At 60.6% G+C, this 8,589-nt stretch carries 9 protein-coding genes and 1 pseudogene; 5 read left to right on the plus strand and 5 right to left on the minus strand.

All coding sequences use genetic code 11. The annotated features are described in order from the left end of the window. Nucleotides 1-1,204: Y-family DNA polymerase (locus tag HMPREF9538_RS10995; protein ID WP_009485413.1), on the plus strand; the 1,204-nt coding region annotated here is incomplete at its 5' end. A 6-nt stretch (nucleotides 1,205-1,210) separates the two neighbouring features. Here the strand turns inward: HMPREF9538_RS10995 and HMPREF9538_RS10990 are convergent. After that, nucleotides 1,211-2,116: a LysR family transcriptional regulator gene (locus tag HMPREF9538_RS10990; protein WP_004140447.1), complete on the minus strand. Its 906-nt coding sequence runs from the start codon at nucleotides 2,114-2,116 to the stop codon at nucleotides 1,211-1,213. Between the two features lie 166 nt (nucleotides 2,117-2,282). Here HMPREF9538_RS10990 and HMPREF9538_RS10985 point away from each other — a divergent pair, with 166 nt between their 5' ends. Continuing rightward, nucleotides 2,283-3,032, plus strand: a complete 750-nt coding sequence (locus tag HMPREF9538_RS10985) for an SDR family NAD(P)-dependent oxidoreductase (protein WP_009485415.1) — start codon at nucleotides 2,283-2,285, stop codon at nucleotides 3,030-3,032. On the opposite strand, the gene HMPREF9538_RS10980 is transcribed toward HMPREF9538_RS10985, so the two are convergent. Continuing rightward, on the minus strand, nucleotides 3,029-4,246 hold the full coding sequence (locus HMPREF9538_RS10980) for an MFS transporter (protein WP_009485416.1): 1,218 nt from the start codon (nucleotides 4,244-4,246) through the stop codon (nucleotides 3,029-3,031). The genes HMPREF9538_RS10985 and HMPREF9538_RS10980 overlap by 4 nt on opposite strands. 175 nt (nucleotides 4,247-4,421) lie before the next feature. Between HMPREF9538_RS10980 and HMPREF9538_RS0127900 the strand changes: the two are divergent. Further along, nucleotides 4,422-5,303, plus strand: a pseudogene (locus tag HMPREF9538_RS0127900) (LysR family transcriptional regulator). A 70-nt stretch (nucleotides 5,304-5,373) separates the two neighbouring features. Here HMPREF9538_RS0127900 and HMPREF9538_RS32335 read toward each other — a convergent pair. Further along, nucleotides 5,374-5,493, minus strand: a complete 120-nt coding sequence (locus HMPREF9538_RS32335; RefSeq protein ID WP_004220356.1) for a hypothetical protein — start codon at nucleotides 5,491-5,493, stop codon at nucleotides 5,374-5,376. Between the two features lie 67 nt (nucleotides 5,494-5,560). Here HMPREF9538_RS32335 and HMPREF9538_RS10970 point away from each other — a divergent pair, with 67 nt between their 5' ends. Then, the gene (locus HMPREF9538_RS10970) at nucleotides 5,561-5,872 is read left to right on the plus strand and encodes a hypothetical protein (RefSeq protein ID WP_004140435.1); all 312 of its coding nucleotides are present in this window, start codon (nucleotides 5,561-5,563) and stop codon (nucleotides 5,870-5,872) included. Between the two features lie 121 nt (nucleotides 5,873-5,993). Here HMPREF9538_RS10970 and HMPREF9538_RS10965 read toward each other — a convergent pair whose 3' ends face one another. Then, the gene (locus tag HMPREF9538_RS10965) at nucleotides 5,994-6,476 is read right to left on the minus strand and encodes a glutathione peroxidase (RefSeq protein ID WP_002901230.1); all 483 of its coding nucleotides are present in this window, start codon (nucleotides 6,474-6,476) and stop codon (nucleotides 5,994-5,996) included. Nucleotides 6,477-6,634: 158 nt separating this feature from the next. Here HMPREF9538_RS10965 and HMPREF9538_RS10960 point away from each other — a divergent pair, with 158 nt between their 5' ends. Then, nucleotides 6,635-7,198 carry a hypothetical protein gene (locus HMPREF9538_RS10960; RefSeq protein ID WP_004190861.1) on the plus strand — a complete coding sequence of 188 codons (564 nt, stop codon included), beginning with the start codon at nucleotides 6,635-6,637 and terminating at the stop codon, nucleotides 7,196-7,198. Nucleotides 7,199-7,243: 45 nt separating this feature from the next. Here the strand turns inward: HMPREF9538_RS10960 and HMPREF9538_RS10955 are convergent, their stop codons facing one another. Then, nucleotides 7,244-8,527: a YeaH/YhbH family protein gene (locus HMPREF9538_RS10955; protein WP_004152363.1), complete on the minus strand. Its 1,284-nt coding sequence runs from the start codon at nucleotides 8,525-8,527 to the stop codon at nucleotides 7,244-7,246. Nucleotides 8,528-8,589 lie beyond the last annotated feature (62 nt).

Consider the following 8,589-nt stretch of genomic DNA (forward strand, 5'->3'; position numbering starts at 1 on the left):
GGGGGGGGGGGGGGGGGTGGTGGTGCTGTCGAATAACGACGGCTGCGTGATCGCCCGCTCGGCGGAGGCGAAGCCGTTTGTGAAAATGGGCGAACCCTACTTTAAGCAGAAGGCTGCGTTTCTTCGCCACGGCGTCGTGGCGTTTAGCAGTAATTATGAGCTGTATGCCGACATGTCCAGCCGGGTGATGGCCACCCTGGAAGAGCTCACCCCGCGCTGCGAAATTTACAGTATCGATGAGGCCTTTTGCGATGTCAGCGGTGTGCGTCATTGCAGAGATCTGACCGATTTTGGCCGCGAAATCCGCGCCACGGTGCTGCAGCGTACCCATCTGACGCTGGGCGTTGGCATCGCCCCGACCAAAACCCTGGCGAAGCTGGCCAACCACGCGGCGAAGCAGTGGCCGCGGCAGACGGGCGGGGTAGTGGACTTGTCCTGCCCGCAGCGGCAGCGAAAGCTGATGGCGCTGCTGCCGGTGAGCGAGGTCTGGGGCATCGGGCGGCGGATCGGCAAAAAGCTTGAAGCGATGGGGATCGGCACGGTACTCCAGCTGGCGGAGAGCGATATCCGCTTTATCCGCAAGCACTTCACGGTGGTGCTCGAACGAACGGTACGGGAGCTGCGCGGCGAGCCTTGCCTGGCGCTGGAGGAGTTTGCCCCCGCTAAGCAGGAAATTATCTGCAGCCGCTCGTTCGGGGATCGGATTACGGCCTATGAGGATATGCGCCAGGCGATCTGCAGCTATGCCGCGCGGGCAGCAGAAAAGCTGCGCGGTGAGCATCAGTACTGCCGGTTCGTCTCCGCCTTTGTCAAAACCAGCCCCTTCGCGCTGAATGAACCCTATTACGGCAACAGCGCCTCGCTAAAGCTGCTGACGCCGACCCAGGACTCCCGAGATATTATCGCCGCGGCGACGAGCTGTCTGGATGCCATCTGGAAAGCGGGGCATCGCTATCAGAAGGCCGGCGTGATGCTCGGCGATTTCTACAGCCAGGGCGTCGCCCAGCTGAATCTGTTCGACGAGCTTGCTCCGCGGCACAACAGCGCCAGACTGATGCAGGTTCTCGATCAGCTGAATGCGAAAAACGGCAGGGGGGCGCTCTATTTTGCCGGCCAGGGGATCCAGCAGCAGTGGCAGATGAAGCGAGAGATGCTCTCGCCGCGCTACACCACGCGATACGGCGACCTGCTCCGCGTCAGATAACGCGCGCTATCCCTGCACCGCGGCCGGAAAAACCGCCGCCAGCCAGTCAATAAAGACGCGGAGCCGGGGCGGGACGTGCCGGTGCCGGGCATAGACAACGTGAAAAGGATAGGGGGCCGGGCGCCAGGCGCTGAGGATCTCCACCAGTTCGCCGCTCGCCAGCGCCGGTTTCAGCGAATAGGTAAAGGTCTGCACAATGCCTAAGCCGGCCTCGCCGGCGGCAATATGCGCGTTGCTCTCATTGATGCCGAGATGGGGCTCTGTCTTCAGCTCGGTGCTGACGCCGTGACGCGTAAAGCGAAACGGAAACGCTCTGCCGCTGGCCGGCGACAGATAGCTGATGAGCCGGTGGCCATGATGTAGTTCATCCGGCGAGGCGGGGGTGCCGTAGCGCTGAAGATAGCCAGGGGTGGCGCAGGTGACCAGCGTCGCCTCGCCGATTTTACGGGCGATCAGCGTCGAGTCTTCCATCGGACCGCCGCGGATGGCGCAGTCAATATTGCCGCTGATGAGGTCCGCGGGCTTATCGGCCACCTGCAAATCGATACGGATATCCGGCCAGGAGGTCATAAAGTCCGCCAGCAGCGGGATCAGCACATCGCACGCGGTCGACCCGCCGATGGCGATCCGTAGATGGCCCTTCGGCTTATTGCGGGCGGTATTGAAAGACGCGTCGATCTCTTCCAGGTCTTCCAGCAGACAGCGGGCTTTTTCATAGTACTCCCGTCCTTCCGGCGTCACGGTAATACGCCGCGTAGTGCGCTGCAGGAGGGAAACCCCAAGATGCGCCTCCAGTTGCTGAATGGTTTTGCTGAGGGTGGCGTTGGGCATATTCAGCGAGTCCGCGGCGCGGGTAAAGCTGCCGGCTTCGACAACGCGGGTGAAGGCTTTGAGAGCTGAAAACCGGTCCATTATTCGCTTTATCCTGGTTACTGGAGGTCATTATCCACCGAGGGGAAGAGTGTTTTTCAGATTAGGCCATTTTTCCGCCTCGCCGGGACGATTACAGTGCTTTCCATACCCGGCGGGGCGCGTTCGCGAGCCTGGCCTGTTTATACTCTAACCAAGGAAATGCACCATGAGCAAAAAACTTGCGGATAAAGTGGCGTTAGTCACCGGCGGCAGCGCCGGGATTGGCCTGGCGTCGGCGAAAGCACTGGCGGAGCAGGGCGCGAAGGTGTACATCACCGGCCGCCGTCAGGAGGAGCTGGATGCGGCGGTAAGATTCATCGGACCCGCCGCCCGCGCGATCCGCGCCGACGCCGCCGTGTTAAGCGACCTTGACGCGGTATTTGCGACCATTGCCGAAGAGTCCGGCCGGCTGGATGTGCTGTTCGCCAATGCCGGCGGCGGGGATATGCTGCCGCTGAGCGCCATCACCGAAGCGCACGTCGACCGAATTTTTGCCACCAACGTGCGCGGGGTGGTGTTCACCGTGCAAAAAGCGCTGCCGCTGCTCACCGATGGCGCCTCGGTGATTTTGACCGGCTCTACGGCGGCGGTAAAAGGGACGGCTAACTTCAGCATCTATAGCGCCAGTAAGGCCGCGGTACGCAGCCTGGCGCGCTCCTGGGCGCTGGAGGTTAGCGACCGCGGGATCCGCATCAATGTGGTCAGCCCGGGTCCGGTACGTACCCCGGGTCTGGGAGGGCTGGTGGCGGAGGCGGACCGCCAGGGCTTGTTCGATGCTCTGGCGGCCGGTGTACCGCTCGGGCGGCTGGGCGAGCCGGAGGAGATTGGCCGGACGGTGGTATTTTTAGCGTCGGATGAGTCGAGCTTTATTAACGCCGCGGAGATCTATGTCGACGGCGGGCTGGCGCAAATCTAAGCGCCTGCCGTCGCCGCACTGACCTGACCGGGCAGAGGCGCTTTCAGCAGGGCGATCAGCAGCGTACTGCCCACCATGATCCCCGCCGCCAGCCACACCATTCCCGACAGGCCAGCTGAGGCGATCAGCTGGCCGCCGACAAACGCCCCGGTGCCGATGGCGGCATTAAAAATGGCCACATAAATGGCTGACGCCGGCTGGGCGACAGCGCCCGCGCTGCGCAGCAGCCAGGTCTGTAAGCCTACGAACACAATCGCGATGCCGGCGCCCCACAGGGCTAACAGTAGCCCGCTAAAACAGAACGGCAGTGGCGCAAGACGGGCGGCGCCAAGGAGCGCCAGCGCGCCCCCGCTCAGCAGCAGCGCAGCGAAAATCAGCCCCTTCAGATGACGATCGATCAGCTTACCCGCGATAACGTTACCCAGCAGCCCGGAAACCCCTGACAGCAGCAGCAGGCCGGAGAGAGCGGTCGCCGGGACTCCCTGCAGATTTATCAGCAGTGGTTCAATGTAGGTGAAGGCAGCAAAGTGAGCGGTAATGATGCAGGCCGTGGCGCCATACAGGCCACCGAGCAGCGGATTGCGGAAGATATCGCGATAAACACGCAGCCTGACGGGGGCAGGGGCGGCCAGCGGGGGCAGCGTCGAGCACAGCACCGCAGCGGCGGCTAGTGACAGCAAGGCCATCGACATAAACGCGAGTCGCCAGCCCGCCAGGGTGGCGATAAAGCTCGCCAGCGGCACCCCCACTACGCTTGCCGCTGACACGCCGCCAAAAATGATCGCCGTGGCCAGCCCCAGCCGGTGCGGCGGCACCAGCTGCGCGGCGACAATGCCAATTAAGGCCCAGAAGGCGCCATGCGCCAGGGCGCCAATCATGCGGGCGCTCATCAGGGCGAACATCGAATAAGACCGGGTTGCGGCGAGGCAGGAAAGCGCGAGGATCAGCATCAGCCCGACCAGCAGCGCCTTGCGGGAAATACGCGTCGGCATTGCGCCGGAAAGCAGAGCCGCCAGGGCGCCTACCCAGCCATAGGCGGTGACGGCGAGGCCCACGCCGGATTCCGTCTGGTGAAAATCCGCCGCCAGGGCGCTGAGCATGCCCACCGGCGCCAGTTCGCTGGTGACGATCGAAAAGGCGCAGATCCCGAGCGCAACGACGGCAATCCAGACGCGCGCCGGCGCCGGGTGGAGGGGTAAAGCAATCTCTTTCATATCAGGCGTATCCTTAGGAAAGGAGCGTTCCGCGCGGTGCACGGACGTTCAGGTGAGGAGAGAGCAGGCGATCGGATGGCCTGGTTGTCTCCGCGAATGGCGTGCAGTATCATCCCTGCGAAACTGATAAAAAAGAGCGGAAAACGGAGAGCCGTTTTCCATAAATGGAAAAGAGATGACCGCAGAATTCCACTGGGATGATGCTCGCATATTCCTCGCCATCGCCCGGGCGGGAACGCTGAGCGGCGCTGCCGACAAGATGAACATGGGAATTGCCACCGTGTCCCGCCGGCTGGATCGGCTGGAGCAGGCGTTGAACGTTCCGCTCTTCAGCCGCCATCAGAGCGGCTAACGCCTGACCGACGATGGTGAAGCCCTGCTCGCGCGGGCGGAGGCGCTGGAATACGCTGGCCTGGCGTTCGGCGAAGCGGCGCAACTGCAGGGGCATGTCGCCGGGGTTGTTCGCCTGGCCACCTCGGATAACCTGGCCACGCATTTTATTCTGCCCTCCCTGAAAGGGCTCCTGGACCATTATCCCGAGCTGCGGGTGGAGGTGCTGAGCGGCGTGCAGCCGGTGAACCTGCACCGTCGGGATGCCGATCTGGCGATCCGCATGGTCAAGCCTGAGGCCGGGCATCTGACGTTAAAGCGGCTGGGGACGGTGGGGTTTGGCGTCTATGGCGCCGCCGACTGTCTGGCCGGCGCGGACGGCCTGTCGCTGAGCGAGGCGGACTTTGTGGGGTGGCCGGAAACTCACCAGCACCTGCCGGCCGCCCAATGGATCACGCGCACCCTGCGCGGCCGGCCGTGTAAAGTCGAAGCCAATACGCTCGTGGCCCAGGTTTCCGCAGTATCCGCGGGCCTCGGATTGGGCGTCCTGCCGCACTTTATGGCGCGGGCCAGCGGTCTGCAGTGCCTGCAGCCGGAGATCGGCGCGGATCAGACCCTCTGGCTGGTGATGCATTCTGACCTGGCCGGATCCAGACGCGTGCGGGTTCTCGCCGACCATCTCATCGCTCTCTTTGCGGACCATCAAGATCGGCTGGCGATGCCCTGAAGGGGCGCGGCTTGGGCGTGTATCGATAAGACTGCCCGAGGCTGACGAGCCACGATTTTCTCCGCGCCAGCTAACAGTGATACTCGCCGCGCAATATTCGGCCCAATGCTGCCCCGCAGTCGGAAATACTGCAGAGTGAGAGGATATCCCCGTCCGGCAAAATAATTTTGTGTTGTTGCCAGCGCGGCATTGTTGCGCTCCCCCAGAAATGCCTGTCGATGTTAGGGTGAGACGTTTATCACCACAGGAGAACGCAAATGATTGTCAGGACCTGGCACGGCTGTGTGCCATTGCAACATGCTGAGGGGTTTGCCCGCCATCTCGAGCGGACCGGCGTGGAACACGCTCAGAGCATCGCCGGCAACCGGGGGGCGCTGGTGCGCCAGGAAAACCAGGGCGAATGGGCGCATTTCTTTCTTGCCACCTACTGGCAGGATCTCGCGGCGGTCAAAGCCTTCGCTGGCGAAGACTATCACGTCGCGGTCACCTATCCGGACGACGAAGCATTCGAACTCCTCTCCGACCCCTATGTGTTTCAGCATGAAGTCGAGGCCGTGTCGCCGCTGTAGGCTGATGACCGGGCAGGTGGAAGATCGGCCAGCAACAGACGGTTGCTGGCCGCGTGAGAGCGACGTCTACCTTGTATGGGCAGCCAGCCGCCGCTGGGTGAACGTGGCATGACGGGAACACTCAGCGCGTGAGGGCCGCGACAATGGAGGCTTCCATTTTCTCCGGCGTCGTGAACGGCGCAAAACGCGTGAGGGGTGTGCCGTCGCGACCGATGAGGAACTTGGTGAAATTCCACTTGATCCGTCCGCCGAGCACGCCGGGCAACGCTTGTTTCAGATAACGAAACAGCGGGTGTGCGGCGGGGCCGTTGACGTCCACTTTCTCAAACATCGGGAAGCTCACGCCGTAGTTAACGTGACAAGTCTGCTCGATTTCATCCGCACCGCCGGGTTCCTGCTTACCAAACTGGTTGCACGGGAAACCAAGCACTACCAGCCCCTGAGCCGCGTACTTTTTGTAGAGCGCTTCCAGGCCAGCGTATTGCGGTGTGAAGCCACAATGGCTGGCCGTATTCACCACCAGAACCACCTTGCCAGCATAGTCAGCCATGGAGAGGGGCTGGCCGCGCAGGCGGGTAGCCGTCAATTGATAAAAAGGGGTCATAGCAGGCTCCTGAGAGTAGAAACAGTTCAACGCTGACGATCGCGCGAATGTTTGAAGCAGATTAGGCAGTTATGATACACAGGGTTAGGGATTTGTACCTGGAGTGTTAAAAAAACGCCAGATGTCATAGAGAAAATTGCGAACAGGAACGGCTGAAAATGATGAAATATGTCTTATCGCTGGTGGTGGTGGCGATACTCGCAGGCTGTACCAGCACGCCAAACTTGCCGCCTCGGGATACCATTGTGGCGATGAAACCCACAGAGTCCGGTATTGTCGCCAGCTCAGCGAAATACAGTTACCGCTTTGTCCGTGACGGTGTGCCTCAGGAATATCAGCGTTATAAGACCTTTTATGAACGCTTTCACCAACAGGCTTCCGGCGTGCGGGTTAACTTTGTCGTGGTACAACATGAGGTGACGGCGGAATATCTGGTGGTGATGGATCAGCGCAAACTGGATGCCGGGCAGCATAGCGAGCTGGTGAATCAGTATCATGCGGTGCAAATTGATAACGATCGCCTCGGGGTGTTGTTTAAAGCGACAGGATTTTGGACTGCATCGGACGCGTCAGATCTGGCCGCCGCCTACCAGTTAGCGCACCCCGTTGTGGTATCAATCAATGATAAGACCAAAACGATTAGCTCGCTTGGCGCCGTTGCCCTGGCCCCGTTGTTTCCGTTTTACATGATGTATGGATGTGCCACCGGGCCTTGTGTCTGAGGAAAACAGCCAGCAAGTCACTCGACTCACTGGCTGAGTATTTAGTTAAGCTTCACTTTTAGATGACTGCTTGTGAAACAGTTCGCGGAATACCGGGTAGATATCCTCCTGGTCGCGAATATGCTGCATGGCGAAATTATCAAAGGTCGCCTGCAGGTGTTCATACTCGCGCCACAGGGTCTGATGCGCCCGGCGGGTAATTTCGATATAGCTGTAATAACGCACCACCGGCAGAATTTTCTTCGCCAGCAGTTCGTGGCACAGCGGGGAGTCATCGGCCCAGTTGTCGCCATCCGACGCCTGGGCGGCGTAGATGTTCCACTGCGCCGGGTCATAGCGGGCCTGCACCACTTCATCCATCAGCTTCAGGGCGCTGGAGACAATGGTGCCGCCGGTTTCCTGAGAATAGAAGAATTCGTGCTCATCCACCTCTTTTGCCTGGGTATGGTGGCGGATATAGACCACGTCGACGTTTTTATAAGTCCGGCTGAGGAACAGATACAGCAGGATATAAAAGCGCTTGGCCATGTCTTTGGTGGCCTGGTCCATCGAGCCTGAGACGTCCATCAGACAGAACATCACCGCCTGGCTGGAAGGCTCCGGCCGTTTTTCGTAATTTTTGTAGCGTAAGTCAAAGGTGTCGATAAACGGCACCCGCTCGATTTTAGCCCGCAGTTCGGCAATCTCTTTGCGCAGGCGCTCCTCCTCCAGCAGCTGCACCGGTTCGCTGCGGCTGATGGCTTCCAGATCCTCCTCCAGGGCGCGCAGTTCACGACGCTTGCCGGCGGTCATCGCCGTACGGCGGGCCAGCGAGTTCTGCAGTGAACGTACCACGCTGATGTTGGCTGGCACCCCATTGGAGGTAAAACCCGCGCGATGGGTTTTAAACTCGTTCAGCTGCCGGTGCTGGTTTTTCTTCAGGTTCGGCAGGGCCAGATCTTCAAATAACAGATCCAGGTATTCATCTTTCGAGATCTGGAAGACAAACTCATCCTTTCCTTCACCATCGGCGCTGGCTTGCCCCTGACCGCTACCGCCACCGCCGCCACCGCCCTGCGGGCGCTCAATGCGGTCGTTTTGCACAAAATGGTCGTTGCCCGGGTGGACGCGGTTGCGCAGGCCGCCGCGACCCTGATGAAACATCGGCTCGTTGATATCGTCCGTCGGGATCGAGACGGATTCTCCGCTCTCAATATCGGTCACCGAGCGCTTGTTGATGGCCTCGGAGATCGACTGTTTAATCTGCGCCTTATAACGGCGCAAAAAGCGCTGGCGGTTGACGGCGCTTTTGTTTTTCCCGTTCAGGCGTCGGTCTATGAACCAGGTCATATGCCCTCCTGTACTGCATTAGCCAACTTTACTTATCATCATTCAGCTGCAGTTGACCCCGC

Source organism: Klebsiella sp. MS 92-3 (genome assembly GCF_000195655.1).
GTDB lineage: Bacteria > Pseudomonadota > Gammaproteobacteria > Enterobacterales > Enterobacteriaceae > Klebsiella > Klebsiella pneumoniae.

Coding starts and splice junctions, on each gene's coding strand:
- HMPREF9538_RS10990 (WP_004140447.1), bottom strand. CDS start 2,116: ATGGACCGGTTTTCAGCTCTCAAAGCCTTCACCCGCGTTGTCGAAGCC.
- HMPREF9538_RS10970 (WP_004140435.1), top strand. CDS start 5,561: ATGATTGTCAGGACCTGGCACGGCTGTGTGCCATTGCAACATGCTGAG.
- HMPREF9538_RS10965 (WP_002901230.1), bottom strand. CDS start 6,476: ATGACCCCTTTTTATCAATTGACGGCTACCCGCCTGCGCGGCCAGCCC.
- HMPREF9538_RS10960 (WP_004190861.1), top strand. CDS start 6,635: ATGATGAAATATGTCTTATCGCTGGTGGTGGTGGCGATACTCGCAGGC.
- HMPREF9538_RS10980 (WP_009485416.1), bottom strand. CDS start 4,246: ATGAAAGAGATTGCTTTACCCCTCCACCCGGCGCCGGCGCGCGTCTGG.
- HMPREF9538_RS10955 (WP_004152363.1), bottom strand. CDS start 8,527: ATGACCTGGTTCATAGACCGACGCCTGAACGGGAAAAACAAAAGCGCC.
- HMPREF9538_RS32335 (WP_004220356.1), bottom strand. CDS start 5,493: ATGCCGCGCTGGCAACAACACAAAATTATTTTGCCGGACGGGGATATC.
- HMPREF9538_RS10985 (WP_009485415.1), top strand. CDS start 2,283: ATGAGCAAAAAACTTGCGGATAAAGTGGCGTTAGTCACCGGCGGCAGC.